Annotated in this window: 21 protein-coding genes; 14 read left to right on the plus strand and 7 right to left on the minus strand. The window is 68.9% G+C overall.

All coding sequences use genetic code 11. The annotated features are described in order from the left end of the window. Positions 1–216: 216 nt before the first annotated feature. The 3 genes from FZ029_RS31640 to FZ029_RS31650 form a co-directional block, all read right to left on the minus strand. Positions 217–1218, minus strand: coding sequence for a glutathione S-transferase family protein (locus FZ029_RS31640; protein WP_149274042.1), 1002 nt, complete (start codon positions 1216–1218; stop codon positions 217–219). A gap of 87 nt (positions 1219–1305) precedes the next feature. After that, entirely contained in the window at positions 1306–1890 is a 585-nt protein-coding gene (locus tag FZ029_RS31645) for a YceI family protein (RefSeq protein ID WP_149274043.1), read from the minus strand. Between the two features lie 45 nt (positions 1891–1935). After that, a complete protein-coding gene (locus FZ029_RS31650) occupies positions 1936–2790 on the minus strand; it encodes a hypothetical protein (RefSeq protein WP_149274045.1) in 855 nt (284 codons plus the stop codon). A gap of 125 nt (positions 2791–2915) precedes the next feature. Here FZ029_RS31650 and FZ029_RS31655 point away from each other — a divergent pair, with 125 nt between their 5' ends. Next, positions 2916–3824, plus strand: a complete 909-nt coding sequence (locus FZ029_RS31655) for a LysR family transcriptional regulator (RefSeq protein WP_149274047.1) — start codon at positions 2916–2918, stop codon at positions 3822–3824. A gap of 108 nt (positions 3825–3932) precedes the next feature. Here FZ029_RS31655 and FZ029_RS31660 read toward each other — a convergent pair whose 3' ends face one another. Next, positions 3933–5780 carry a DEAD/DEAH box helicase family protein gene (locus FZ029_RS31660; RefSeq protein ID WP_149274049.1) on the minus strand — a complete coding sequence of 616 codons (1848 nt, stop codon included), beginning with the start codon at positions 5778–5780 and terminating at the stop codon, positions 3933–3935. A 509-nt stretch (positions 5781–6289) separates the two neighbouring features. Here FZ029_RS31660 and FZ029_RS31665 point away from each other — a divergent pair. From FZ029_RS31665 to FZ029_RS31690, 6 genes are all read left to right on the plus strand, one after another. Next, positions 6290–7348: a LacI family DNA-binding transcriptional regulator gene (locus FZ029_RS31665; RefSeq protein WP_149274050.1), complete on the plus strand. Its 1059-nt coding sequence runs from the start codon at positions 6290–6292 to the stop codon at positions 7346–7348. Positions 7349–7379: 31 nt separating this feature from the next. Then, a complete protein-coding gene (gene xylB / locus FZ029_RS31670) occupies positions 7380–8837 on the plus strand; it encodes a xylulokinase (RefSeq protein WP_149274052.1) in 1458 nt (485 codons plus the stop codon). Continuing rightward, positions 8834–10156: a xylose isomerase gene (gene xylA, locus FZ029_RS31675; protein WP_149274054.1), complete on the plus strand. Its 1323-nt coding sequence runs from the start codon at positions 8834–8836 to the stop codon at positions 10154–10156. The genes xylB and xylA overlap by 4 nt, the downstream gene beginning before the upstream one ends. 223 nt (positions 10157–10379) lie before the next feature. Then, a complete protein-coding gene (gene xylF / locus FZ029_RS31680; RefSeq protein ID WP_211104275.1) occupies positions 10380–11438 on the plus strand; it encodes a D-xylose ABC transporter substrate-binding protein in 1059 nt (352 codons plus the stop codon). After that, entirely contained in the window at positions 11438–12769 is a 1332-nt protein-coding gene (locus tag FZ029_RS31685) for a sugar ABC transporter permease (RefSeq protein ID WP_149274055.1), read from the plus strand. The genes xylF and FZ029_RS31685 overlap by 1 nt, the downstream gene beginning before the upstream one ends. After that, entirely contained in the window at positions 12766–13569 is an 804-nt protein-coding gene (locus FZ029_RS31690) for an ATP-binding cassette domain-containing protein (protein ID WP_149274057.1), read from the plus strand. The genes FZ029_RS31685 and FZ029_RS31690 overlap by 4 nt, the downstream gene beginning before the upstream one ends. 25 nt (positions 13570–13594) lie before the next feature. Here the strand turns inward: FZ029_RS31690 and FZ029_RS31695 are convergent, their stop codons facing one another. The 3 genes from FZ029_RS31695 to FZ029_RS31705 all read right to left on the minus strand — a co-directional run bounded on the left by FZ029_RS31695 (position 13595) and on the right by FZ029_RS31705 (position 17764). Continuing rightward, positions 13595–14734: a TAXI family TRAP transporter solute-binding subunit gene (locus tag FZ029_RS31695; protein WP_247892595.1), complete on the minus strand. Its 1140-nt coding sequence runs from the start codon at positions 14732–14734 to the stop codon at positions 13595–13597. Between the two features lie 35 nt (positions 14735–14769). Beyond that, complete coding sequence (locus tag FZ029_RS31700; RefSeq protein ID WP_149274061.1) at positions 14770–16209, minus strand: sel1 repeat family protein; 1440 nt, start codon at positions 16207–16209, stop codon at positions 14770–14772. A gap of 382 nt (positions 16210–16591) precedes the next feature. Then, positions 16592–17764, minus strand: coding sequence for a plasmid replication protein (locus FZ029_RS31705; RefSeq protein WP_149274063.1), 1173 nt, complete (start codon positions 17762–17764; stop codon positions 16592–16594). A 931-nt stretch (positions 17765–18695) separates the two neighbouring features. On the opposite strand from FZ029_RS31705, the gene FZ029_RS31710 reads away from it, so the two are divergent. The 7 genes from FZ029_RS31710 (at position 18696) to FZ029_RS31740 (ending at position 25184) form a co-directional block, all read left to right on the plus strand. Continuing rightward, positions 18696–19553, plus strand: coding sequence for a helix-turn-helix domain-containing protein (locus tag FZ029_RS31710; protein WP_149274065.1), 858 nt, complete (start codon positions 18696–18698; stop codon positions 19551–19553). Between the two features lie 11 nt (positions 19554–19564). After that, positions 19565–20239: a hypothetical protein gene (locus FZ029_RS31715; RefSeq protein ID WP_149274067.1), complete on the plus strand. Its 675-nt coding sequence runs from the start codon at positions 19565–19567 to the stop codon at positions 20237–20239. An 84-nt stretch (positions 20240–20323) separates the two neighbouring features. Next, positions 20324–21400: a UV damage endonuclease UvsE gene (locus FZ029_RS31720; RefSeq protein WP_149274068.1), complete on the plus strand. Its 1077-nt coding sequence runs from the start codon at positions 20324–20326 to the stop codon at positions 21398–21400. Positions 21401–21487: 87 nt separating this feature from the next. Next, positions 21488–23044, plus strand: a complete 1557-nt coding sequence (locus FZ029_RS31725; RefSeq protein ID WP_247892596.1) for a PAS domain-containing sensor histidine kinase — start codon at positions 21488–21490, stop codon at positions 23042–23044. Next, on the plus strand, positions 23034–23732 hold the full coding sequence (locus FZ029_RS31730; protein ID WP_149274073.1) for a response regulator: 699 nt from the start codon (positions 23034–23036) through the stop codon (positions 23730–23732). The genes FZ029_RS31725 and FZ029_RS31730 overlap by 11 nt, the downstream gene beginning before the upstream one ends. Before the next feature lie 140 nt (positions 23733–23872). Beyond that, entirely contained in the window at positions 23873–24283 is a 411-nt protein-coding gene (locus FZ029_RS31735) for a response regulator (RefSeq protein WP_149274075.1), read from the plus strand. A 163-nt stretch (positions 24284–24446) separates the two neighbouring features. Beyond that, positions 24447–25184, plus strand: coding sequence for a helix-turn-helix domain-containing protein (locus FZ029_RS31740; protein WP_149274076.1), 738 nt, complete (start codon positions 24447–24449; stop codon positions 25182–25184). Positions 25185–25633 lie beyond the last annotated feature (449 nt).

The raw sequence follows: 25633 nt of genomic DNA on the forward strand, positions 1-25633 counted from the left end.
CCGCCGCCCCCCCCCCCCCCCGGACCCTCCCGGCCCCCCCCCCCCCCCGGGCGGGGCCCCCCCCCCCCCCGCCCGGGGGGGGGGGGGGGGGGGGGGGGGGGGTTGCACTGCGTGGCCATCCCGAGAATCCTCGCTGTGCGTCCCCCTCACCCTAACCCTCTCCCCGGGGGGGAGAGGGGATCTTCTGCTGCATCGGAAGGGAACGGCGATGACCGCTCACCCCCGCTGCCAGATCCCCTTGCCGGGCAGCCGGTCGCGGTCATGCGGCCGGTCGAAGTCCAGCGCCGGCCCCTTCGGCACGATCAGCGTCGGGTTGATGGCGGGGTTGGTGTAGTAGCCGGCCTTGATGTGGTCGATCTTCACCGTGTCGCGGATGCCCGGCCACTGGTACAGCTCGCGCAGGTAGGCGGACAGGTTCGGGTAATCCTCGATCCGCCGCAGGTTGCACTTGAAGGCACCGAAATAGGCGGCGTCGAAGCGCACCAGCGTCACGAACAGCCGCCAGTCGGCCTCGGTCAGATGCTCCCCGGCCAGATAGCGGCTGGCCGACAGCCGCTCCTCCAGCCGGTCGAGCGTGGCGAACAGCCCGTCGAACGCCTCGTCGTAGTGGGTCTGAGACTTGGCGAAGCCGCAGCGGTAAACGCCGTTGTTGACGGTCGTGTAGACCAGCTCGTTCCAGCGGTCGATCTCCGGCCGCAGCGGTTCGGGATAGAGGTCCAGCCGGTTGCCGGTCAGGCGATCGAAGGCGCTGTTCAGGATGCGGATGATGTCCGCCGACTCGTTGTTGACGATGCGGCCTTCCTGCCGGTCCCACAGAACCGGCACCGACACCTTTCCGGTATAAGTCGGGTCGCTCGCCGTATAGAGGCTGTAATGGTGGCGGAAGCGGCCGATGCGCGGGCCGCCGTCCTGCTCCTCGGCATAGACCCAGCCATCCTCGCCCAGCACCGGCTCGGCGGCGGACAGGCCGATCACCCCCTCCAGCCCCTTCAGCACGCGGAAGATCAGCGTGCGCGAGGCCCAGGGACACAGGTAGGAGACATAGAGGTGATAGCGCCCGGCCACCGCCGGCAGGGTGGGGTTCCCCTCAGCGTCCGGCGCGCCGTCCGGCGTGATCCAGCTGCGGAAGCGGGTCGGCTCGCGGTGGAAGGCGCCGCCCTTGATCTCGCTGGCCGCGATGTCGCCCTTTTCCCAAACGCCGTTCACAAGCTGCGGCATCGCGGTCTCTCCTGTCGCTATGGCACATATGCGAAGAGGCCGGCGAACCGGCCCCTTCAGACTTCAACAGCCGAAATCCGCCGGCGGTCAGGACTTGACCGCTTCGACCTCGATCAGCAGCTGGATGTCGTCGCCGATGGCCGGGGCGCCGTACTTCATGCCGAAATCGGTGCGCTTGACCGTGCCGCGGGCGGAGAAGCCGGCGGTCTCCAGCTTGCTGGCCGGGCTGACGCCGTCCTTGTTGAAGGCGATGTCCAGCACCACCGGCTTGGTCACGCCCAGCATGGTCAGGTCGCCATGCAGCTTGCCGGTCTTGTCGCCGGTCTTCTCGATCTTCGTGCTCTTGAAGGTCATCTTCGGAAACTCCTTCGCATTGAAGAAGTCCGGGGAGCGCAGATGCTCGTCACGCTTGGCATGGTTGGTGTCGACGCTGGTGGTGTCGATGCTGACGTTGACCACGCTCTTCTCGACGGCGTCCTTGTCGAAGGTCACGTCGCCGCCGACCGTGTTGAAGCGGCCGATCACGTTGGAAAAGCCGACATGGTTGACGATGAAGGCCACCGCCGTGTGCGCCGGGTCGATCTTGTAGCTGACCGGGGCGGCGAAGGCGGGGGCAACCACGCCGACGGCGGTCGCGGCGAACAGGGCGGCGGCGAACAGGGTCTTCTTCATGAACGGAACTCCGAAAGCAGATTTGAATGATTGGGAAAGGGGGGATCAGTAGGGCGACGCCTCGCCACCGGTCAGCGCATAGGCCGCACCGATGGCGACCAGCGCCGGAAGGACCGCGACCACCGTGACGGCCGCCGACGAAGCGGCGCGGCCGATCAGGCCGTCGCGCTGGGGAATGACGCCGCGCACACGCCCGGCCAGCAATGCCGGCAGCGCCAGCAGCAGCACGGCGGTCTGCGCCTGGGTGAAGAGGGTCAGCACGGCGGCCAGCAGCACGGCGATGCCGGTCGCCACGCGGCCCGACAGGCCCCAGCCATGGCGCTCCACCGGCCAGTTCCACAACAGGAACCCACCGGCCGATGCCGCCAGCGCCAGCGCCATCTGGGCGATGGAGGCCGACGAGCCGATCAGCGCGGTGCCGCCGACGGCCAGCGCCAGGGCCAGCAGCGAGGCGGCCGGCGCCGTCGGGCTCTCCACCGTTTCAAAACCATGGGGCTCCGAACCGCGGGCAAAAGCGACCCACGCCGCGGTGCCGAGCAGGACCAGCAGGCTGACGACCGCCGCCAGAGAATCGAGCGCGGGCAGGGCGATCCACAGCAGCGAGGCGGCCAGCCAGACCGCCAGCACCGCGGAAGCGATCCGCCCGCGCAGCCCCACCACGTCGGCGACGACGCCCAGCAGCAACCCGGCGGCCGACGTCCAGAACAGCTTGCCCATGCTGGACGGCGGCGGCAGGGCCGGCAGGCCGATCACCAGCGCGAAGACGACCAGGAATCCGGCGGCGATGCCGGCTGCCGCCAGGGACCGGCGCAGCAGGTGCAGGACGCCGACCAGCACCAGCCCGACCAGCAGGGGCAGCACGCTGGATTGAACGAAGGGGTCTTGAAGCAGCTCGGACATGGGGGAACAGCCGGATTTCGATTGGGGTGGCGCAGGTCGCGCTTGGTCGACACCCTAACCTGTGCTCTGGTAAGCGCGAATTCGGGAGATTTGCAAAAAGCATCTGCAGGAATGAGCGGGAATAAATGCTAAGTAGCAGCAATTGGGATGATCTTCGCTTTCTGCTGGCCGTGGCGCGGCACGGATCCTTGTCGGCGGCGGCGCGTGTCCTGGGGGTGAACCACAGCACCGTTCTGCGCCGGGTGACCGCGCTGGAGCAGGCGATGGGCGCCCGGCTGTTCGACAAGATGCCCGGCGGCTATGCCCTGACCGCCGCCGGCGACGAGATGCACCGGGTGGCGCAGAAGATGGAGGAGGATCTGGCCGCCGCCAACCGGCTGCTGTCCGGCCGCGACACCCGGATCAGCGGCAGCCTGCGCGTCACCACCGTCGATATCCTGACCCTCTACATCCTGCCGCGCCATGTCGCCGCCTTCCGCCGGCTGCATCCGGAGCTGCGCGTCGATCTGGTTGCGGCGGAGGCCTCGCTCAGCCTGACCCGGCGCGAAGCCGACGTGGCGATCCGCGCCACCAGCAGCCCGCCGGAGAATCTGGTTGGCCGTGCCGTGTCCGGCCTCGCCTTCGCGGTCTACGGCGCCGCCGCCTGGCTGGACGGGACGGACCATGCCGACGATCCGGGCCGCCACCCCTGGGTCGGGCTGGACGAGTCCTTCGACCACACCAACCTCGCCCACTGGATGAAACGGACGGTGCCCGCGGCTTCCATCGGCTACCGCGTCAATTCTGTGGCGGGCGCGGTGGAGGCGGTGCGGGCCGGCGTCGGCCTTGGCCTGCTGCCCTGCGGCGTGGTCGACCGCGACCCCGCCTTCCGCCGCATCGGCGATCCGGTGCCGGAGGCCGATGCCAAGCTCTGGCTGCTGACCCACGAGGATCTGCGCCACATGGGCCGCGTCCGCGCCTTCCTCGACTTCATGGCCGACGCATTGACCCGCGACCGCGACCTGTTGGAGGGGCGTTGTCCGTGGTCAGCGTGACCGATAAACGCCCTCTCCCGCCCCGGGAGAGGGAGGGGACCCGCCGAAGGCGGGGAGGGTGAGGGGTAAGGCAAGGGTCCCGAACTGCATGGTTCCTTGGACGACCCCTCACCCTTCCCACCGCTTCGCGGCGGGCCCCTTCCCTCTCCCGGGGCGGGAGAGGGAGCTATACGGGATGGCCTGCCCCCGCCGCCGGGTCGACCATGTGAACTGCGGATCATCGACGATCAGGTGCCGGTGGTCCGACAGCCGGTTGCGCTCCAGCCAGCCGACCGTCGCCTCCAGCTCCGACAGCGTCATTTCGGAGCGCGCCTTCTTCATCAGCCGCTTCAGCACGGCGTTGTAGATGTGGTAGCCGGTCGGCCCCTCGGCGACGAGGTTGTTGTCCTCGTCCTCGATCACCTGCGCCGCGACCAGCTGGCCGATGCGCTGGCGCAGGTGATGCTCCGCCGCGCTCGGCGTCAGCGGCAGTTCCCCCGGATCGCGCGACTGCGCACCGAAGTCCGGCCCCGGCGCCACCACGGCGAAGCTCAGCGCCGTCGCATTCGATTCCAGCGGAATGATCTCCGGCTCCCGCTCCGCCGACCGCTCGAAGGGAAGCTCCTGCTGCGGTCTGCGGGTCTTCACCATGGCGCGGGTGCCCTGCTGGGTCTCCACCATGGTGCGGAACTGTTCGAAAAGCGCGTCGGAGGGATGGTAGATCAGCGCCCGCTGCCGGTCATAGGGGCCGCCATGCGGGTCCACCCGCGTCGCCCGCGCGATCGCCTGCTCCAGCCAGGGGCGGGAGCGGATGTGCGTCAGGCAGGCGACATGGGTGATCGACGGCGCGTCCAGCCCCTCATAGGCCATGGCGACGGAGACCAGCACCGCCGGCTCCGGCCGCAGCCGGAAGGCGGCGACCACCTCCTGCGCATCGCGGCAGTCCGAAATGGCGAGCCGCGCCATGCGCCCGGCCTGCTCCTTCGGCATCCAGCCCTGCAGCGTCTCCAGATAGAAGCGCGCCGTTCCCTGGTCCGGGGCGATCACCAGCAGCTTGCCCAGCCCCGGATCGTCGTGGCCCTTCGGCAGCTTCAGCTCCGCCCGCCGTTTCGCCCGATGCTCCCGGCAGGAGCGGTAGGCCTCGCGCAGCATCGCCTGGGCGAAGCCGGTGCGCAGCGCGGTGAACAGGGCGTCGCGCGTGTTCTCCCCCGCCTTGGACAGCGCATCGACCCAGCGGTTTGTCCGCTCCGCATCCAGCCAGGAGGCCGACCCGTCCATCGCCCCGAAGGTGACGGGCAGGATCGCCTTCTCGGCCAGCGCCTGCCGGCGGGAATAGCCGACCACCGCCCAGCCCGGCGCCTTGAAGTCGATCTCCCGCACCTTGCGCGTCCCCTGCGGCGCGCGATAGGGCAGCCACAGGATCGGCCGCCCGTCGGCGCGCTCCAGCGTCCCGCTCATCAGCAGCCGGGCCGACGCGTTTTCCAGCAGCGGCAGGATCGACCGGCTCCACGCCGTTTCCTCCTCCACCGCCGCCATGCGGTCGGTGTCGAACACCGCCGGCAGATGGTGCAGTTCGTCCACCGCCAGCAAATAGCGGTGACGCCTGAACTCCTGCAGATGCAGGTCCGGCGCGGCGGCCACCGCCTGATAGGTCGTAACGTAGCCCTCCAACCCGCGGCAGAGGTCGCGCCCGTTCTCCGCCGCCCGCAGGGCGATGGTGTGTCCCAACAGCTCGCGCCAGCGCGGATCGACGAAGGCCTCCTCCGCCTGCTGGCGCAGGCTGTCGCGCGGCACGATCCAGCACACGCGGTCGATCCGCCCCGCCTTGTGCAGCGCCGCCGCCATGATGACCGGCAGCAGCGATTTCCCCCCGCCGGGCGTCACCGCCGCCAGAACGTCGCGAACCTCCGTCTGCTGCTGGCCGATGGCGTTGGCAATGGCGCTGACCAGTTGCTGATGGGTTCTCAGCTGCGGCATTCCACCCTGCTGGCTGTGGCACGAGGGAGGAGCAAGCCTAAATTCCCGCGAGTCCCCCAGTCATGGGTGCAATCGAAGGTGTCGAACCCCATCGGGAGTAGCGCAGTCTCCGGTCGGGGGCAGCGATTCGCGCCGTCTAAGCCCTATGATGACGCTCTGCCACCGCAATTTGACGTGCGCACCTAAAAAACCACAGCCTTCAATCAGCTAAATTCCACAGCGGATCGGTCGGACGCCAGAGCTTGCAAGATTCTATGAGCCCACCTCGGCCGTCATCCCCGCGGAGGCGGGGATCCAGGCCAATCCGCGTCTCGAGCCCTTGGAACGTCTGGATTCCCGCCTTCACGGGAATGACGGCCGAGGTGGGCTCATGATGGGATCCAATGCGAAGCGGGTCAAACTTGAAGCGTCTCTCAGCAGGACTCACAAAAACCCACAAACTTTCGGAGCCCCAGCATCACCTCCGTTTTTGAGTTGCGCACCTCAAAACGTGGGCATATGTTCGTGACATGAACAATCAAGTCAGCGATGCACCCCTGACCCTGCGCGACGTGGCCGCCGCCGCTGGCGTCAGCCTTGCCACGGCCGACCGGGTCGTCAACGGCCGGCCCGGTGTCAGCGCCAAGACCGCGACCAAGGTGCAGGAGGCGGTGCAGCGGCTGGGCTTCCGCCCGTTGGCTGCCGCGGCGGAGCTGGCGCGGGCGCGGTCCTGGCGCTTCGCCGTGGTTCTGCCCGGCGGCGGCAACCGCTTCATGATGGACATCGCCGACAACATCCGCGCCCAGGCCGACTGGTTCCGCGCCCGCCGCATCGGGGTGGAGATCGTCGAGACCGACGTGTTCGACGCCGACACCCTGGCGGCGGAGCTGTCCACCCTGCCGGGCCGCTTCGACGGCGTGGCGCTGGTCGCGCTCGACCATCCGCGCATCCGCGCCGCCATCGACGATCTGGTCGAGGGCGGCATGGCGGTGGTAACGCTGGTGTCGGACGCGCCGTCGTCGCGGCGCCAGCATTATGTCGGCATCGACAACATCGCCGCCGGCCGCACCGCCGGGTCGCTGGTCGGCCGTTTCCTAGGGCCCCCGCGCAATGGCGAACCGGGCGGCGCGGTCGGCATCGTCACCGGATCGGGCAGCCTGCGCGACCATGCCGAACGCCGCTTCGGCTTCGGGCAGGTGCTGGCGGAGGAATATCCCCACCTCACCCGCCTGATCCCGGTGGAGGGGCGCGACGATCCCGAGCGCAACCGCGATCTGGTCCGCCGCATGCTGGCCGACACCCCCGACCTCGTGGCGATCTACAACACCGGCGAGGGCTCGGTCGGCATCGGCGAGGCGCTGGCCGAGGCCGGTCTCGCCCGCAAGATCCTCTGCGTCGGGCACGAACTGACCCCCGCCACCCGCCGCATGCTGCTGGACGGCACCTTCGCCGCCCTGGTCGCCCAGGATCCGGGGCACGAGGCGCGCTCGATGGCGCGGGTGCTCCATGCCCTGGTTACGGGCCAGGAGATCGTCGCGGCGCAGGAACACATCCGGGTCCAGGTCATCCTGCGCGACAACCTGCCCTGAACAGTCAGGGCATTAGATAAGGTCGACAGTCATGTTTCTCGGGATCGACATCGGCACGTCCAGCGTCAAGGCGGTGCTGACCGACGCCGACGGGGCCGTCGCCGGCAGCGCGTCCCGCCCCTGCACCGTCTCCCGCCCCCATCCCCTGTGGTCGGAGCAGGAGCCGGAGGGTTGGGTCGCCGCCGCCATCGCCGCGGTGGACGAGCTGGCCGAACGCCAGCCGGCGGATCTCGCCGCCGTGATCGGCATCGGCTTCTCCGGCCAGATGCATGGCGCGGTGCTGCTGGGCGCCGACAACCGGGTGCTGCGCCCGGCCATCCTGTGGAACGACGGCCGTTCACACCGCCAATGCGCGACGCTGGAGGAAAGCCTCCCGACGCTCCGCGCCATCAGCGGCAACATCGCCATGCCCGGCTTCACCGCCCCCAAACTGCTGTGGGTGGCGGAGGAGGAGCCGGAGATCTTCGCCGCCCTCGCCAAGGTGCTGCTGCCCAAGGCTTACGTCCGCTGGCGCCTGACCGGCGCGATGGTGGAGGAGATGTCGGACGCCTCCGGCACGCTGTGGCTCGACGTGGCCCGGCGCGACTGGTCGGACGATCTGCTGGCCGCCACCCGCATGACCCGCGCCCATATGCCCGATCTGGCCGAAGGCTCCGACGCCGTCGCCCGGCTGTCGCCCGACCTTGCCCGCCGCTGGGGCATGCCCACGCCGCCGGTGGTGGCGGGCGGGGCAGGGGATTGCGCCGCCAGCGCCGTCGGCCTCGGCGCCATCATGCCCGGCGACGGTTTCCTCAGCCTCGGCACCTCCGGCGTGGTGTGGCGGACGACCGACCGTTTCCTGCCCAACCCGGCGATGGCGGTCCACGCCTTCTGCCACGCGCTGCCCGGCGTCTGGCACCAGATGGGCGTCATGCTGTCGTCCGCCGCCTCGCTGGCCTGGGCCGCCTCCACCCTCGGCGCGCCGGAGGCGGAGCTGCTGGCCCCGCTCGGCGACGCGGTGGACGGCCCATCGCCGGTCGCCTTCCTGCCCTATCTGTCGGGCGAGCGCACCCCCCACAACGACGCCACCGTGCGCGGCCTGTTCGCCGGCCTGTCGGCGGAGACCGGGCGCGACGCGCTGGTCCAGGCGGTGCTGGAGGGCGTCGCCTTCGCCGCCCGCGACAATCTCGTCGCGCTGGGGGAGGGTGCCGGCGCCCCGACCTCCCTCGACCTTGCCGGCGGCGGCTCCCGCTCGCGGCTGTGGGCGCGCATCTGCGCCAACGCGATCGGCGTCACCATCCACCGCATCGAGGATGGCGAGGTCGGCGCCGCGCTGGGCGCCGCCCATCTCGGCCGCATGGCGGCGACCGGGGAGGCCCCCGCCGCCGTCTGCCGCAAGCCCCGCCGTCTCGAGACCTTCACCCCCGATCCGGCCCGCGCCGAGGCGTACAGCCAGGCTTGGCTGCGCTGGCGCCGGCTCTACCCCCTTGCCAAGGAGTTCGCGTCTTGAGCACCGCCTCATTCTTCGGCGACCTGTCCCCGGTGACCTATCGCGGGCCGGACAGCCGCGACCCGCTGTCCTACCGCTGGTACGACAAGGACCGCGTGGTGCTGGGCAAGCGGATGGAGGACCATCTGCGGCTGGCCGCATGCTACTGGCACAGCTTCTGCTGGCCGGGCGGCGACCCCTTCGGCGGCGAGACCTTCCAGCGCCCGTGGATGCGCCCCGGCCAGGACCCGATGGCGGCGGCCCGCGCCAAGGCCGATGTCGCCTTCGAGATGTTCCGCCTGCTCGACATCCCCTTCTTCTGCTTCCACGACCTCGACGCCGCGCCGGAAGGCGCAACGCTTGCCGAGAGCACCGACAACCTGAAAGCCATCACCGAGCTGTTCGCGGCCAAGATGGAGACCGCCAAGGTCCGGCTGCTGTGGGGCACCGCCAACCTGTTCTCGCACCGCCGCTACATGGCCGGCGCCGCGACCAACCCGGACCCCGACGTCTTCCTCTATGCCTGCGGGCAGGTGCGCGCGGCGCTGGAGGCCACCCATGCGCTGGGCGGCGCCAACTACGTCATGTGGGGGGGCCGCGAGGGCTATGAGACGCTGCTGAACACCGACCTGAAGCGCGAGCTGGACCAGATGGGCCGCTTCCTGGCGATGGTGGTGGAGCACAAGCACAGGATCGGCTTCGACGGCCCGATCCTGATTGAACCGAAGCCGCGCGAGCCGACCAAGCACCAGTACGACTTCGACGTCGCCACCGTCTACGGCTTCCTGGAGCGCTACGACCTGCTGGCCGACGTGCGGGTGAACATCGAGCAGAACCACGCCATCCTCGCCGGCCACAGCTTCCAGCACGAGGTGGCATTGGCGCTGGCGTTGGGCATCTTCGGCTCGCTCGACATGAACCGCGGCGACGCGCTTCTGGGCTGGGACACCGACCAGTTCGCCAACGACATCGGCGAGCTGACGGTGGTCATGCACGACATCCTGAAGGGCGGCGGCTTCACCACCGGCGGCCTGAATTTCGACGCCAAGATCCGCCGCCAGTCGCTCGACCCGGCGGACCTTCTGCACGGCCACATCGGCGGCATCGACAGTTGCGCCCGCGCCCTGCTGCAGGCGGCGCAAATGCTGGAGGACGGCGCCCTGACCAAACCGCTGGCCGAGCGCTACGCCGGCTGGGACGGCGCGGAGGGCCAGGCGATCCTGTCCGGCAAGCGCGACCTCGCCACGCTGGCGGATCGGGCACTGACCGGCGGCATCAATCCGCAACCCCGCTCCGGCCGGCAGGAGTATCTGGAGAACATCGTCAACCGGTACGTCTAACCCCCACAACAGCATCCCCTCTCCCCCCCGGGGAGAGGGTTAGGGTGAGGGGGTCGCGCGGCGAGGATTTTCAAGCATGGCGCAGTCCCCGATCTCCACCAAATCCACCCAATGCATCCCCCTCACCCCGACCCTCTCCCCGGGGGGGAGAGGGGGAGTTGGCAGACTTCTCGTCCATCAACAAGGCCGCCGCCCCGATGCGGCCACACAGGGAGGAAACACGATGAAGCACCGCCTCACCGCGACCGCCGCCGGCCTGTTCCTGACGCTGGCCGCCGCGACCACCATGACCTCCACGGCGGCGCTGGCCGCCGGGACCACCGTCGGCGTTTCCTGGTCCAACTTCCAGGAGGAGCGCTGGAAGACCGACGAGGCCGCGATCAAGGCCGTCATCGAGAAGGCCGGCGGCACCTATCTGTCGGCCGACGCCCAGTCCTCGCCGGCCAAGCAGCTCTCCGACATCGAATCGTTGATCTCGCGCGGCGCCAACGCGCTGATCATCTTGGCGCAGGACAGCGACGCCATCCGCCCGGCGGTGGAGAAGGCGGCCGCCGAGGGCATCCCGGTCGTCGGCTATGACCGCCTGATCGAAATCCCGTCCGCCTTCTACATCACCTTCGACAACAAGGAGGTCGGCCGCCTCCAGGCGCGCAGCGTCTTCGCGCTGAAGCCCAAGGGCAACTACGCCTTCATCAAGGGCAGTTCCACCGACCCCAACGCCGACTTCCTGTTCGCCGGCCAGATGGAAGTGCTGAAGGCCGCCATCGACCGCGGCGACGTCAAGAACGTCGGCGAGGCCTACACCGACAAGTGGCTGCCGGCCATCGCCCAGCAGAACATGGAACAGATCCTGACCAAGACCAACAACAAGGTCGACGCCGTGGTCGCCTCCAACGACGGCACGGCGGGCGGCGCCGTCGCGGCGCTGGCGGCGCAGGGTCTCGCGGGAACCGTGCCGGTGTCGGGCCAGGACGGCGACAAGGCGGCGCTGAACCGCATCGCGCTCGGCACCCAGACGGTGTCGGTGTGGAAGGACGCCCGCGAACTCGGCCGCCGCGCCGCGGAGATCGCCATGGAGCTGGCCGGCGGCAAGAAGATGACCGACATCGCCGGCGCCACCAGCTTCGACGGCGGCCCGAAGAAGCAGAAGATGACTTCCCTGTTCCTGACGCCGATCGCCATCACCAAGGACAATCTGGGTCAGGTGATCGACGCCGGCTGGGTGACCAAGGACGTGGTGTGCCAGGGTGTGAAGCCCGGCAGCGTCAAGGCCTGCAACTGATGGCGGAGCCGTCCACCACCCTGTCCCCGGCGCCTTCCGACTCCTCGTCGGGGGCGCCGGCCGGACGGCGGGCCGGCATCGGCGACGCCCTGCGCGCGCTGGAGCTGGACACCCGCATGGTCGGGATGATCGGGGCGCTCGCCGTCGTCTGGATCGGCTTCGACATCCTGACCGGCGGCGCCTTCCTGACCCCGCGCAACCTGTGGAACCTGTCGGTGCAGACCGCGTCCGTCGCCGTGATGGCGACGGGCATGGTGCTGGTTATCGTCACCCGCAACATCGACCTGTCGGTGGGCTCGATCCTGGGCTTCACCGGCATGGTGGTCGGCGTGCTCCAGGCCCGCATCCTGCCGGAGATCTGGGGCTTCGACCATTCGCTGACCTGGGTGGTGGCGGTGCTGGCGGCGATCGCCGTCGGCGGGGCGGTGGGGGCGCTGCAGGGCGCCGTCATCGCCTATCTCGGCGTGTCGTCCTTCATCGTCACGCTGGGCGGGCTGCTGGTCTGGCGCGGCGCCGCCTGGTGGGTGACGACCGGCCAGACCGTGGCGCCGATGGACGGGCTGTTCAAGCGGCTGGGCGGTGGTTTCGACGGTGCCATCGGCGCCGGTCCCAGCTGGGTGGTCGGCATCGCCGCCATCCTGCTGTCGGTCGCCGCCATCGTGATGACGCGGCGGCGCAGGGCCGGCTTCGGCTTTCCGGTCCGGCCGCTGTGGGCGGAAGGGGTGGTGATCCTGCTGGTCGCCGCCGCCATCACCGGCGCCGTGCTGGTGGTCAACGCCTATCCCCTCCCCATGCCGGTGGTGCGCCGGATGATGGAAGCGCAGGGTTTGGCCACCGACGGCACACTGCCCTTCGTCGCGCATGGCTTCGCCATCCCGGTGCTGATCGCGCTGGCGGTCGGCGTGGCGGTGACCTTTCTGTCGCGGCGCACCCGCTTCGGCCGCTATGTCTTCGCGCTCGGCGGCAATCCGGAGGCGGCGGAGCTGTCGGGCATCAACACCAAACGGGTCCTGGTGATGGTGTTCGGGCTGATGGGCGCGCTGTGCGGCCTGTCCGCCTGCATCGCCACCGCCCGGCTGAACGCCGCCACCAACGCCAACGGCACGCTGGACGAGCTGTATGTCATCGCCGCGGCGATCATCGGCGGCACCTCGATGGCCGGCGGCGTCGGCACCATCCTGGGGGCGATGCTCGGCGCCATGGTGATGCAGTCCCTGCAGTCCGGCATGGTGCTGCTGGGGGTGGACGCGCCGATGCAGAACATCGTCGTCGGCGTCGTGCTGGTCGCCGCGGTCTATATCGACACGCTCTATCGCAGGGGGATGAAATGACCGGCCTTGCCATGGCGGAACCCCAGGCAGCGACACGCCCGCTGGTGGAGATGCGCGACGTCTCCATCGCCTTCGGCGGCATCAAGGCGGTAGACGGCGTCAGCATCGACCTTTATCCCGGCGAGGTGGTCGGGCTTCTCGGCCACAACGGCGCCGGCAAATCGACGCTGATCAAGATCCTGTCCGGCGCCTATGCCGCCGACCATGGCGAAATCCGGGTGAACGGCGAGCCGGTCCACATCACGAGCCCGCGCGATGCCAAGCGGTGCGGCATCGAGACGATCTATCAGACCCTGGCGCTGGCCGACAATGTCGACGCCGCCGCCAACATCTTCCTCGGCCGCGAGAAGCTGACCCCCTGGGGCACCTTGGACGACCACGCGATGGAGGCGGAGGCGCGCAAGGTGATGGGCCGCCTGAACCCGCATTTCCGCCGCTTCAAGGAACCGGTCAAGGCGCTGTCCGGCGGCCAGCGCCAGTCGGTCGCCATCGCCCGCGCCATCCATTTCGACGCCCGCGTCCTCATCATGGACGAGCCGACCGCCGCCCTCGGCCCTGCCGAGACCCAGCAGGTCGGCGAACTGGTGAAACAGCTGAAGCAGGAGGGCATCGGCATCTTCCTGATCTCCCACGACATCCACGACGTGTTCGATCTGGCCGACCGCATCCATGTGATGAAGAACGGCAAGCTGGTCGGCACCGCCCGCGTATCGGATGTGACCAAGGACGAGGTGCTGGGCATGATCATCCTCGGCAAATGCCCGCCGGGCGCGGTTCCCGGACCGGGGGCGGCCACCTGACCCCCGGCCGCCGTCGCGCACCCCCCTATTGCGGCGACCGCGCCTGCCACAGCAGGAACTGCTCGAACAGCTTCTCCGCCTGCTGGGGCGGGACACCGCGCTGTTCGACGAAGCTGCGGAACTCCTCCTTCCTGGCGGCGGCGGTCTGCGGCTCCTTCGCTGCCGACGCCTGCCGCAGCCACTGCTCGGCCGGCTCGAAGCGGGTCCAGCCGGGCACGTCCGCCGCCAGATTGACCTCTTTCCATTTCGGATGGCGCGGCGGCTTCAGGAACTCGTCGAACTTGCTGAAGAAGGCGTCGACGAAGCGGGCGACCTTGCGGTGGCGGTCCACATCGCGGTCCCAGCCATAGACCGCCATCACCGCGCCGACCGCCACCGTGTCCACCTCTTCGCCGGGCTTGACCAGCCCCTCATAGTCGGCGCTGGTCAGCCGCGACGGCAGATAGGTGTCGAGCAGGGCGGCGCTCATCGGGATCGACAGGAAATGCAGCCCGTCATTCCCTTTCAGGTCGCGGAACAGCCGGGTCGGCTTGCCGGCGACATAGGCCATCGCCGCGATCTCGCCCCGGCGCAGCTTTTCCAGGGCCAGTGCCTGGTCGTCCGCCTGCGGTTCCACCTTGATGCCCAGCATGTCGAAGACCAGCGAGGCCGTCATGCTGGTCCCGCTTCCCTGCACGTCGACATTGACTTTGCGGCCGGCCAGATCCTCGATCCGCGTCACCTCGGGTCCGGCGAGGATGTGCATTTCCTCGTTGTAGAGCTTGGCGATGTATTTGATCCGCCGGTCGAGATTGGGCAGAAGCCTTTCGCGCTTGGCATAGGCGAGAACGTCCGACTGCACGATGCCGACGTCGATCCCCTTCAGCAGCACGATATCCTTCAGGTTCTGGACCGACCCCTTGCCCAGCATCGGCAGGACGCGCAGCGTGTCGCCGTCGTCCAGCACCGATGCCAGATCGGCGGCGATGCGCACATAGGTCCCCTCGACCCCGCCCGACACGATGCCGACAGTACCGCTGTTGGCGTTGACGCCGCGCGGATCGGCGGCCGATGCCGTGCCGGCACCCGCCATCGCGCTGCCGGCGATGCACGCTCCCAACGCAAGCATGCGGCCCAAAAGAAGAATACGGCCAAAACGAAGTATATGGGCGACCAATGCCTTCATGATGCTCCCCCCTCGATGGCTCCGCCTGCGCCCGGTTACCTGGACTTTCCGGCGAGCCAGTCGGTCAGTTTCTTCAATTGCTGTTCGGCGTCGCCGCTGCCGGCGGCGACCGCCCGCCGGTACCAGGAGGCCGCCTGCTCCGGATCGGGCGGAAGCCCGCGGACATGCAACCGCTCATGGACCAGCGGATCGTGGGTCCGGCCCAGCGCGAAGGCGGCCTTCGCATTGCCGGTCGCGGCCACCATCTCGTAATAGAGCCGCGCGCCCGCCAGATCGCCCTGGGCGAACAGGTCGTCACCCCGCTTCATCAGCGCCGCCTCGGGAACGCCCGACGGCAGCTTTGGCGGACGCTGCACCGCCACCTCGCGCTGCTGCGGTGGCGGCGAGGGCGGGGCGGCCACCGCCGGCGCGGCCGGAAGGGCGGCGATGGCGACCGGCGGTTCCGGTGCGGGAGGAGCGGCGACAGCCTCCCGAACAGCCGCCTGCACCGTCATCCCAGGGGCGGCGTCGATCTCCCGGTCCGGCGATTCGACGGGAGCCGGATCGGCTGCTGCCTCGCTCGCCACGGCTTCGCTCTGCGGCGGGTCCGGCAGCGGCGCCGGCGGCGCCGGTGCCGCGGCGCTTCCCGATCCCACCGGCTCCGTATCCGGCCCGGTTGCCGCCATGGCCTGCTCCATGGTCGGGGACGAGCCCCCTTGCGCCGGCACCGGCGTGTCCGGTGCCGGCGGCTCGGCGGTCGCGACCGCTTCGGAGATCGGGATCGCCAGGTTCACCGCCTGTCTGGCGACCACGCCGCCGCCATGGTCGGTCACCGCCGTGATGTGCAGCGTCACCGGATCGGAGCTTTCCGGCGGCAAGGTCAGGCTCAGGTCGCGCAGCCCTTCCAGCTGCACCTTCCACGCGCCGTCCGCACCCCTCTCGCCGTTCGAAAGTCTGGCCTTCGCCGGCAGATTGTCGATCAGCACATAGGTGATCGCTTCATGCTGCGGGTTCGGCTGGCCATAGGGGGCGGTGACGGCGATGGACAGCAGGATCTGCTGCCCAGTCCCGCCGCTGGAGGCCTGGGCGGCGACGAACGGCATCAGCCGCCAGTCGGTCTCCGCTCCGTCGCTTTTGGCCCCACTCCCTTTGACCTCGGCCCCTTTGGCCTCGTCCCGCTTCGGGATCACCATCGTGCGCGTGGCGACGGCGTCCGTCTGCGGGGCGGTGGCCGGCGGCTTCTCGCGCACGACGAGCCAGGAATCCAGCGTGCTGTCCTCCCCGCCATCCTCCCCCTGCACCGTTCCGGCAAGCTGCACGCCCGCCTGCCAGGAGACGCCGTTCAGTTGCACCGGCAGCGCCAGGACCGTCAGCACGGCCAGACAGGGGCGTAAGGAGCCCGGACTCTGCGGGACGGCTTCACCACGCTGAAAACCGCGCAGGAAATCGGCACGATGCAGGAAAGGGCGCAGAAGACCGGACCGCGTCTCGCGCATGGCGGCATCCTCCCAGACAAAATCCCTCAAGACCAGCCATGAGGCCGGATCGAATTTCGGGACTTTTGAAAGATATGCGGCGATGTTTTTACGCCGTCAGTTGTTTCGATTTCTTTATTATCTTACCGACCGCTCAGGATCGTTTTATTCTATGGAGTAGCGGGGGAAAAACAACCATCCCGTAGAGGGCATTTCCCGCTTTACGGCAAAGGGTGGATTACTTCCTTAGATCTGAATCCGGAGCCGATCGGGCGGCAACCATGCCGGCCGGGCGGGGCAATGCGGGAACGGGGTGCCGACATCGCGCAGATCCCTGCGCCGGCCCTGTCATGGACCGGCGGGACAACCTGCAATCCGGAAAGCTTTTACAGCAGGACGCGGATCACCCTTCGCCCTGGGCACCCAGCAGGGTGCCGCGGCGGCGGCGGATCTCGACGCTCTGGCCGGGGGTGATGGGCAGGAACTCCCGCGGGCGCTCGTCGCTGCCGGCCAGGGCGCGATAGGTGGCGGCGTTCGCCTCCTGCACGACGTTGCCGCGGCGCACCTGATCCAGGAACTTCTTGCTCGGCATCATGATGTATTCGATGTCGTTGATGCGCCGGCCATCCTTCGACACCGTCTTCTCGACATGGTCGAGGATTCCCTCCTCCACAAGCGAATCCACGGCCGAGGTCACCGTGCGCAGCGTGTCGCGCCGCCGGCTCCACTCGTTCATGCCGCTGTTGTTGATGATGTCGTCGGCCGACAGGATCATCGGCGGCACGCCGTCGGGCATCCGCGTCAGGTCGAGGTCGCCATACTCGATGGACAGCCGGTTGTAGAGCCAGCGCGCCACCGGGCTCTTCAGCCGCATGATCCACTGGTAGGAGATCGGCTTGAATTCCAGGTTGCGGATGGCCGAGGCGACCAGCGCGTTGAACTCCAGATAGGTGTCGTTCTCGTCATCCTCGCCGCCCTCGCCGGTGCGCGGGCGGATGTAGAGGGTGGGGAAGACCGAGGATTCCAGGACGGGCCGCGCCGACTTGCGGCCGTTCTCGGGCACCTTGCTGATGATCATGCGGGTACGGGCCAGGATCTCCAGCGCCTCGCGGATCTCCGCCGTGTCCATGGTGCGGTTCACCGCCCGCAGCTCCCGCCGGATCTCGTACAGCGAGAAATGCACGCGCACGCGGTCCTGCTTGTCGCCCATCAGCGACAGGCGCGAGCGGTCCATGGCGAGACGGCGGACCACCTGCTCGACGATCTGCTCGCGCTCCGACGGGAACACCTCGTATTCGACCATGCGCTTGTCGGCCGGGTCCTCGCCGGGGCCGGGCTTGGCCGGGCGGTAGATGCGGGCGGGCTGCAGGGTCAGGGAGAACAGGGCATCCTTGAAGGGGAACTCTTTGTGCACCGACTGGACGAACGCATTGGCGGCCGGCAATTCCGGCTCGGTCCCGCGGCCCTTCGACACGAACACGAATCGCGGCGCCGTGTCGTAAAGCGCGATCATATGGGACTGACTGCGGTCCTCCATCTCGAACAGAGTCAGCTGGACCGCGTTCGCCTTGCTCATGGCTCATCCCTCCTCGCCAACCGCCACGATAGGGGCTGGTGTCGGACGGACGCAACCGGCGGGTCCTATCCGCCGCCAAGCCCTGTGTCCCGTTTGGCCGCGCATGTGTAGGAATTGCCCGCGCCTGTGTCCCGAATGCCCGCGCTTCACCCGGATCGTCGCCGCCCGACCGTCCCGGAACCGCCCCGATCGTCCCGAATCGGGAGCCGAACGACGAAGCGCGAGCATATGGGACAGAGACTCGGGGTCTTCCATCACCCCTCCAGCACGACGAAACGCGGGCAAATGGGACAGCCCGGATCTCAGCGGACTCCAAAACGCGAGCATTCGGGACACAAGGCAGAGCGCAAAACGTGTGAAGAGACGATCAACCGCGGGCAAATGGGACCGACTCCGCGGGCAGGGCGGGGCGTGTTCGTTCGCCACCAGTGCCGCTCCCAGGAAAGCGGAATACGGCGCCCATACATCTCCAAACCATTGGAAATAAAGCAGCTTCTCGTCATCCCCGCGCAGGCGGGGATCCAGGACACTCCGCAGTTCAGCCGCTGAGCCGTGGATTCCCGCCTGCGCGGGAATGACGGCCGAAAAAGCCCGAACCGGCACGACAATCCGCCCGCCCAACCGCGAGCAAGCGGGACAACCTGCTCCGAGGCGCCAGGACCGGATTTCCGGCAAAACGCGGGCAAACGGGATCGAATCCGATTCGCAAGCCTGCCGCGGCCAAATGGGACCGCTCCGCGACCAAAGGCGACACAGGCGCGGGCTGTTGGGACACAGCTGCGGGCGAAGGGGACACACCGGACTCGGTCCCATTTGCCCGCGATTCGACGCCCGCGCCGACCGGCGGAATCCTCCCGGCATGTTCACCGGCCGTCCAGTTGGACCACTCCAGCTGGCCGCCAGCCGGTCCCGATGCTTTGCGGAGTTTCCCATGTCGCACCCGACACCCCAAATGGCAGATGGCCGTCCCCCCGATACCCGGCGCTGGGGGCGGATTCCGGCATGGTGGCTCGACCATCCCGGCCTCGACGCCGACGGGTTCGCCGTGCTGGCGGCGCTGGCCACCTTCGCCGACGACGGCGGCCTGTGCTGGCCGTCGCAATCGACGCTCGCCGCCAAGCTGAAGCGGTCGCGCCCCACGATCAACCGCATCATCCAGGGTTTGAGCGAACTCGGGCTGGTCGGCGTCGAGCATCGCCGCGGCCGTGACGGCGCCCGGCTGTCCTGCCTCTACCGCCTGCGCTTCACGCCGACGGATGCGGAATCGCCGGACCTCGCCGCCGCGACCCGCCCTGTTCCGGCCGCCGACAGGCCTGTCCCAATGACCGACAGGGATGACTCGTCGACAAACACCCCCTGTCCGCTGGCGAGTCAGGAACAGGTCCATTCCAAACAGATTCCGGACTCGCACGCTTCAGGCGAGCCCACGGACACACGAGAGCGGGCACAGCCGGTTCCGGAAGACTGGATGCCGACCGCCGCCGACCTCGCCTGGGCCAAGGCCCGCCATGCCGACATCGACCTCGGCCGCCATGTCGAGGGCTTCATCCTGCGCTGCCGCGCCCATGGCTACCGCTACCGCGACGTCTCCTCGGCCTGGAGAGCCTGGCTGTCGCAGGACGCCGCCGTCGGCAAGGCCCCGGTGTCCCGCGACCGCTCGCCAATATCCGCGTCCAGCCGCCCCTCCGCCACCACCAGCGCCACCGCCACCGCCGCCGAACAGCGTCTCAACGCCTGGAGCGCCGCCGCCGCCGAACTGCGCCGGCGTTCCGCCCCCTCCTGGTCATGAAGGGAAAGCCGATGACCGCAAGACCCGGACACGCCCGCTCTGGAAACTCCCCCTCTGCCAGCGCCACCGTCACCGCCCTGCCGCGCACCCATCTCCCGGCCTCGCCGGCCGCCGCCTTCGACCCGGCTCTGCCCGCTCCCCAGCGCCGGATCCGGCTGACCGCCGCCCTGCCGCCGCCGCTTCAGGAGCTTCTGGCCCGGGGCCGCACCGACCGCCGCCCGCGCTTCGGCGAGGATGGCTTCGACGGCATGATCGAGCAGTGGTCTCCCCCCGCCGGCGTCACCGCCGCCCAGGCGGCGCTCGCCCGGCAGACCCTGGAGGAGCTGTCCGCCACCGTGCTGGTCCCGGCCGACAGCGACCATCTGCTCGGCCGCGTGCTGACCCTGCTCAGCCATTTCCCGGCCAAGGGATTGTCGCCGGAGGTGGAACGGATGATGGCGCTCGACTGGGCCGACGATCTCGGCGAATACCCGGCCTGGGTGATCGACGCCGCCGCCCGCAATTGGCGCCGCAGCCGCAAATGGCGCCCCTCCATCGCCGAAATGCGCGCCCTGTGCGAGGAGATCTGCGCGCCCGAACGCGCCCTGGCCGACCGGTTGCAGGCCCTTGCCGACGCTGCCCCGCGAGAGGCGGCCGCTCCGGATCCGCGGGCATTGGCGACGGGAGCGCTGCGCCGCATGGGGTGATGCCGCCGGTGCCCGGCTGTGCGGTGGAAGCCCCGGATCCACGGTCCATATTAAGCGGCCCGTCCGCTTCATCATGCCCGTCCGATGCCCGACAGCTCCTCCCTGCCGCCCCCGTCCGCCGCCCGTTTCGGCTGGTGCTGCCAGTTCGTCCCGCCCGATGGCGACGCCGCCCTTGCCAAGCGCATGAATCCCGGCACCGTCACCATCGCGACGCTGACCAAGCTGAGCCCCGCCCGCGCCGAGGAAAAGCTGACGGAGGTGCTGCGCCGCAACCTCCAGGCCCTGCACCTGCAGCTGGACGAGGTCGCCCGGCAACCGGCTTACCGCCGCCTGCTGCGCGTCAACAGCGGGCTGCTGCCGGCCTGCACGCACGAGGTTGGACGGCCGCTCTACCGCCAGCCCGGCATCCAGGCCCTGGTGCAAAGCGGGCTGGAGCATGCCGGCCGCAAGGCGATGGAGGCGGGCATCCGCATCGGGCTGCATCCGGACCAGTATTGCGTGCTGAACAGCGCCAACCCCGCCACTCTCGCCAATTCGGTGGCGGAGCTGGAATACCATGCCGACATCCTGCGGATGATGGGGCTGGCCGGCGGCTGGCACCCGCAGGGGGCGCACGTCAACATCCATGACGGCGGGCGCGGGGAGGGGATCGCCGGCTTCCGCCGCGGCCTCGCCCTGCTGTCGGAGGATGCCCGCAACCTGCTGACCGTCGAGAACGACGAGATGTCCTTCGGCCTGGACGATCTGCTGCCGCTGGCCGACGCGGTGCCGATCGTGCTCGACCTTCATCATCATTGGGTCCGCAGCCGGGGTGAGTATCTGCGCCCAGACGATCCGCGAATCGCCACCGTGATCGGCTCGTGGCGCGGGGTGCGGCCGGTCGCCCACATCAGCGTGTCGCGCGAGGATCTGCTGCCGGACTGGCCGGCCGACAGCCTGCCGGACTATGCCGCGCTGGCGGCGCGCGGGCTGACGACCAAGGATCTGCGCGCCCATTCCCAGCGCATGTGGAACCACGCCGTGAACCGCTTGGTGGCCGACCACCTTTCCTGGGCCGATTTCGAGGTGGAGGCCAAGGCCAAGAACCTCGCCGTCGACGACCTCGAACAGGACGCCCTGCGCAGCGGTGCCGTGGCCGCAACCACAGGCGGGCTCCCCTGATCGCCAGCCTCCTGATTGCCGGTCTTGACCAACGGTTGCACTCAACTACTCTGTGACTGAAGTGGGATGAGAGGTCGAGGGTGGGACGTGGCCGACAATAACCGGGAAGACAACCTGGGTGCTCTGTCGCAGTTGCAGGCGATGCTGGACACCGTGCCCGACGGGGTCGTCATCATCGACGCCCGCGGCGGGATCACGTCCTTCAACCCCGCCTGCGAACGCCTGTTCGGCTGGACGGCGGCGGAGGTGGTCGGCCGCAACGTCAAGATGCTGATGCCCTCCCCCTATCGGGAGGAACATGACGGCTATCTGGAGCGCTATCACCGCACCGGGGAGCGCCGGATCATCGGCATCGGCCGCGAGGTGACCGGCCAGCGCAAGGACGGCTCCTGCTTCCCCATGGACCTGTCGATCGGCGAGGCGGCCCAGGACGGCGTTCCCGTCTATATCGGCATCATCCGCGACCTGACCGCGGCCAAACAGGCGGAGACGGCGCTGCGCGAGCGCGAGGCCCGGCTGACCTCCATTCTGCAGACGGTGCCGGAGGCCATCATCGTCATCGACGAGAAGGGGCTGATCGAGTCCTTCAGCCCGGCGGCCGAACGGCTGTTCGGCTGGACGGCTGGCGAGGTGATCGGCCGCAACATCAACATGCTGATGCCGTCGCCCTACCGCGAGCAGCATGACGGCTATCTGGAGCGCTACGAGCGGACGGGGGAGCGGCGGATCATCGGCATCGGCCGCATCGTCTCCGGCCAGCGGCGCGACGGATCGGTGTTCCCGATGGAGCTGGCGGTGGGGGAGGTGCTGCTCGCCGGACGGCGCTGCTTCACCGGCTTCGTCCGCGACCTGACCGAACGGCAGGCCACCGAACGGCGCCTGCAGGAACTTCAGTCGGAGCTTCTGCATGTCAGCCGGGTCAGCGCCATGGGCCAGATGGCCTCGACGCTGGCCCATGAGCTGAACCAGCCGCTGACCGCGGTCATCAACTACGCCAAGGCAGCCAAGCGCCTGATGGAGCGTCCGGAGACCGTGACCAAGGCGATGGACATGGTCGACAAGGCCAGCGCCCAGGCCACCCGCGCCGGCCAGATCATCCGCCATCTGCGCAGCTTCATCGAAAAGGGCCAGACCCACCGCTCCGTCGAACCGCTCAACAAGGTGGTGGAGGAGGCGAGCGCGCTGGCATTGGTCGGCGCCAAGGAGCGCGGCCTGCATGTGCGCTTCGACTTCGACGCCGACGATCCTCAGGTGCTGATCGACAAGGTGCAGGTCCAGCAGGTGATCCTCAACCTCGTCCGCAACGCCATCGAATCCATGGGCGGAGTACAGAGCGACCAGCGCGTGCTGACCGTCCGCACCGGCCCCGATCCGGACGAGCCCGCCTTCCGCCGCGTCGCCGTCCTCGACAGCGGTCCCGGCGTGCCGGAGACGGTGCGCGCCCAGCTGTTCCAGCCTTTCGTCACCACCAAGAGCAGCGGCATGGGGCTCGGCCTGTCGATCTGCCGCTCGATCATCGAGGCCCATGGCGGTCGCCTGTGGCTGGAACCGCCGGCCGAACCTCCGGCGACCGGCGCCAGCTTCGCCTTCACCGTCCCCTTATCCTCCCCCACATCTACGTCGGATGCCGACGATGCCAGCTGACGCCGTGCCCGACATGACCGCCGACCTCACCGTCTTCATCGTCGACGACGACGACGCCATCCGCGATTCCCTCCAGATCCTGCTGGAGTGCGCCGGCTTCCGGGCGGAAAGCTTCTCCACCCCGCTGGCCTTCCTGGAGTCCGACGCGCCCTCGCGGCCCGGTTGCCTGCTGGTCGACGTCCGCATGCCGCAGATGAGCGGCCTCGACGTGCAGGAACGGCTGGCCCGCGATGGCCGCGCCATCCCGGTGGTGGTGATGACCGGCCATGGCGACGTGCCGCTCGCCGTGCGCGCCATGAAGGCGGGGGCGGTCGATTTCGTCGAGAAGCCCTTCGAGGAGGAGTCGCTGCTCGCCGCCGTCCGCTCCGCCCTGGCCCGCGCGGCGGAAAGCAGGACCCCGGCCGCCGCCCCGCCGGCCGCGACCCCGGAACAGCCGGCACCGCCCCCCGCCGCCTCCGCCCCGCCGGAGGTGCTGGCCCGCCTGTCCGCCCTGACGCCGCGGGAACTCGACGTGCTGCGCTGGCTGGTGGCCGGCAAGTCGAACAAGGTCATCGCCTTCGAACTGTCGATCAGTCCGCGCACCGTCGAAATCCACCGGGCGCGGGTGATGGAGAAGATGCAGGCCGACAGCCTGCCGACACTGGTGCGCATGGCCATCGCCGCCGGCGTGGTTCCCGGCGGCCTGTGATCTCCGTCAAGCCTGATCTGCATCAAAAGCGCGCCGCATACGCATTGGTCCGTATATCGGCGCCCCCCGCCGCATTTTATCTTCCATGACGCGCCGCACCGTCGGCGCCGTCGTGTTTGCATGGAAGTTCGGAGGCGGTCATGGATCATTTGGACAACGGGCCGGGCGGGATGCCGGGTGCCGGGATCGTCCACATCGTCGACGACGATGAGCCGGTCCGCGACTCCCTGAAAGCGCTGCTGGAAGCCTTTTCCTTCGATGTGCGGGACTTCTCGTCCTGCCGGGAATTCCTCGACCGCTATGACGGCAACCCCAAGGGATGCCTCGTTCTCGACCTGCACATGCCGGTGATGAGCGGGCTGGAGTTCCTGGAACGCCATCGCGGCGACCTGCACGGAATGCCGGTCATCATGGTCTCCGGCCGCGGCGATCCCGCGACCTTCGCCCGTGCCAAGGAGGCCGGCGTGGTCGCCGTGCTGGAGAAGCCGTTCGACGAGGACCAACTGATCGACATGCTGAACGGCCTGATGCCGTCGTCGGCCGCCGCCTGAAAGCCGGCCCCCGTACGGTCCCCTACGTAGGTACACTTACGTACGCAAACATCCTTAGGTACATCACCGAACTGCACAGCACGGCGGGGGACGGTTAGCTTCTGGTCATCGGATGCACCCCGGACCAACCGGACCGCATCGCACCGTCAAGGTCGAGGTCGCCATGTCCACGCACGCCGCCATTGCCGCCCACGCCAACCGCGCCGTTCCTGGTTACCTGGTCTCCGCCCTGGCGATGTCGTCGAACGCCGCGGTGGGTGCCGTCCAGCCGCGCAACCCCGCCGACCCGCTCGCCGGCCTGGGTCACGCCAAGGTCTACGAGCGCGAAACCACGCTGTTCAGCGAAGGCGACGATGCCGGTTCGGTGTTCCGGGTGATGAGCGGCATGGTCCGCCTCTACAAGATGCTTCCCGATGGCCGGCGCCAGATCATCGGCTTCCTGCAGGCCGGCGACATGATGGGGCTGGCCTTCGCCGCCCAGTATCTCTACACCGCCGAAACCGTGACGGTGACCACCATCCAGCGCATCCCGCGCCTGGAGCTGGACGCCCTGATGGACGCGCAGCCGGCCTTCGCCCGCAAGCTGCTGTCGGCCACCACGTCCGAGCTGATGGCGGCGCAGGACCAGATGGTTCTGCTCGGCCGCAAGACGGCTTGCGAGAAGGTCGCCACCTTCCTGCTGCGCCTCAGTGACCGCAAGGCCCTCGGCGGAGGAGATGAGCGCACCATCGACCTGCCGATGGGCCGCAGCGACATCGCCGACCATCTGGGGCTGACCACCGAAACCGTGTCGCGCACCCTGACCAAGCTGAAATCGACCCGCCTGATCCGCATCCTCGTCGGCGGCAAGCTGGAACTGCTGGACCGCGACGCCCTGGCCGACCTCGCCAGCTGCTTCTGAGAGTTTGCGGGTTTTTATGAGTCCGGCTGAGAGACGTTTGGAGTTTGAACCGCTCCGCATCGGCTCTCATCATGAGCCTTCCTCGGCCGTCATTCCCGCGAAGGCGGGAATCCAGACGTTCCAAAGGCTCTCGGGAGGCCGATCAGCCTGGATCCCCGCCTCCGCGGGGATGACGGCCGAGAGAAGCCCATAAAAACTCACAAGCACTGACCCTTAACGCCTTCTTTCAAAGACGTGGCCGTGGTTCGGGCGCTTCGGCGCTCGGAGCCGCAGCGGCGCGCCCGAACGGTGCCGCGTCCAAGGGTCTCCCCGAACACATCACCGCGACGGCGTCACGGCGCAGGTTGCGGACAGCAAGTGGATGATGACCATGACCGTCACGACCCTTTCCGACCTGAACGCCCTGATCGCGCGGGTGAAGGCGGCGCAGGCGCGCTTCGCCGACTACC

Source organism: Azospirillum sp. Sh1, assembly GCF_008365135.1.
Taxonomy (GTDB): Bacteria; Pseudomonadota; Alphaproteobacteria; order Azospirillales; family Azospirillaceae; genus Azospirillum; species Azospirillum oryzae.

Coding starts and splice junctions, on each gene's coding strand:
- FZ029_RS31740 (WP_149274076.1), top strand. CDS start 24,447: ATGTCCACGCACGCCGCCATTGCCGCCCACGCCAACCGCGCCGTTCCT.
- FZ029_RS31700 (WP_149274061.1), bottom strand. CDS start 16,209: ATGCGCGAGACGCGGTCCGGTCTTCTGCGCCCTTTCCTGCATCGTGCC.
- FZ029_RS31705 (WP_149274063.1), bottom strand. CDS start 17,764: ATGAGCAAGGCGAACGCGGTCCAGCTGACTCTGTTCGAGATGGAGGAC.
- FZ029_RS31710 (WP_149274065.1), top strand. CDS start 18,696: ATGTCGCACCCGACACCCCAAATGGCAGATGGCCGTCCCCCCGATACC.
- FZ029_RS31715 (WP_149274067.1), top strand. CDS start 19,565: ATGACCGCAAGACCCGGACACGCCCGCTCTGGAAACTCCCCCTCTGCC.
- FZ029_RS31690 (WP_149274057.1), top strand. CDS start 12,766: ATGACCGGCCTTGCCATGGCGGAACCCCAGGCAGCGACACGCCCGCTG.
- FZ029_RS31640 (WP_149274042.1), bottom strand. CDS start 1,218: ATGCCGCAGCTTGTGAACGGCGTTTGGGAAAAGGGCGACATCGCGGCC.
- FZ029_RS31665 (WP_149274050.1), top strand. CDS start 6,290: ATGAACAATCAAGTCAGCGATGCACCCCTGACCCTGCGCGACGTGGCC.
- FZ029_RS31660 (WP_149274049.1), bottom strand. CDS start 5,780: ATGCCGCAGCTGAGAACCCATCAGCAACTGGTCAGCGCCATTGCCAAC.
- FZ029_RS31655 (WP_149274047.1), top strand. CDS start 2,916: ATGCTAAGTAGCAGCAATTGGGATGATCTTCGCTTTCTGCTGGCCGTG.
- FZ029_RS31730 (WP_149274073.1), top strand. CDS start 23,034: ATGCCAGCTGACGCCGTGCCCGACATGACCGCCGACCTCACCGTCTTC.
- xylB (WP_149274052.1), top strand. CDS start 7,380: ATGTTTCTCGGGATCGACATCGGCACGTCCAGCGTCAAGGCGGTGCTG.
- xylF (WP_211104275.1), top strand. CDS start 10,380: ATGAAGCACCGCCTCACCGCGACCGCCGCCGGCCTGTTCCTGACGCTG.
- FZ029_RS31685 (WP_149274055.1), top strand. CDS start 11,438: ATGGCGGAGCCGTCCACCACCCTGTCCCCGGCGCCTTCCGACTCCTCG.
- FZ029_RS31645 (WP_149274043.1), bottom strand. CDS start 1,890: ATGAAGAAGACCCTGTTCGCCGCCGCCCTGTTCGCCGCGACCGCCGTC.
- FZ029_RS31695 (WP_247892595.1), bottom strand. CDS start 14,734: ATGAAGGCATTGGTCGCCCATATACTTCGTTTTGGCCGTATTCTTCTT.
- FZ029_RS31650 (WP_149274045.1), bottom strand. CDS start 2,790: ATGTCCGAGCTGCTTCAAGACCCCTTCGTTCAATCCAGCGTGCTGCCC.
- FZ029_RS31720 (WP_149274068.1), top strand. CDS start 20,324: ATGCCCGACAGCTCCTCCCTGCCGCCCCCGTCCGCCGCCCGTTTCGGC.
- FZ029_RS31735 (WP_149274075.1), top strand. CDS start 23,873: ATGGATCATTTGGACAACGGGCCGGGCGGGATGCCGGGTGCCGGGATC.